This is a genomic window from Actinomycetes bacterium (genome assembly GCA_024222295.1).
Lineage (GTDB): Bacteria > Actinomycetota > Acidimicrobiia > Acidimicrobiales > Microtrichaceae > JAAEPF01.
This window is the reverse complement of sequence record JAAEPF010000100.1, coordinates 1-568: the sequence shown is the minus strand read 5'-3', so window position 1 is coordinate 568 and position 568 is coordinate 1. Positions and strand designations below refer to the sequence as shown.

Annotated in this window: 1 protein-coding gene; it reads right to left on the bottom strand. The window is 68.1% G+C overall.

All coding sequences use genetic code 11. The annotated features are described in order from the left end of the window. Window positions 1-568, bottom strand: a 568-nt coding sequence (locus GY812_17650) for a hypothetical protein (GenBank protein MCP4437306.1), incomplete at both ends; no start/stop codon positions are given.

The following is a 568-nucleotide window of genomic DNA, read 5'->3' as shown; positions in this document are numbered from 1 at the left end:
TGATGACGTTCTGCCACTCGTCCAGCGCGCGCCGGTAGGCGCCGAGCTGCTCCGCGTTGGCAGCGTCCCACGCAGCCCGCTCCGCGGGCTCGTGCTTCCCGGGACGCCTGCCGACCTTGGGGCGCGTCGGCTTCTTGGGAAGGCGCACCTTCTCCACTCCCTCCCAGATGAAGTCCACCGCCTGGGCTACCATCGAGTCGGGGTACTGACCGGGCTTCGGCTCGAAGCCAAGCAGCGCCTTCATGTCGTCCGCGTAGGCGCCGAGGCCATGCTCGTATCCTGCGGAGCGCAGCGATACGCCACCGTCTGCGACCGCCGCCTGCGCGGCGTCGTCCACCCCGGTGACCGACTTGGTGAGCCAGTTTTTGGACTGCTCCCGGAGCATGGCGACCGTCTGCTCTCGGGTGTACGGCGTGGCTGTCTCGAGCGCACGGTTGATCGTGCTCTCGGGGTTTACGATCTGGTTGAACGCGCTGCTCGTGGCGCTACCGTCCATCCCTCGCGCCGCCCGGTTCGCCTCGGCGATATCCGCGAGCACCTCCACCATGTCGTCGCTCAGTTGCTGGCG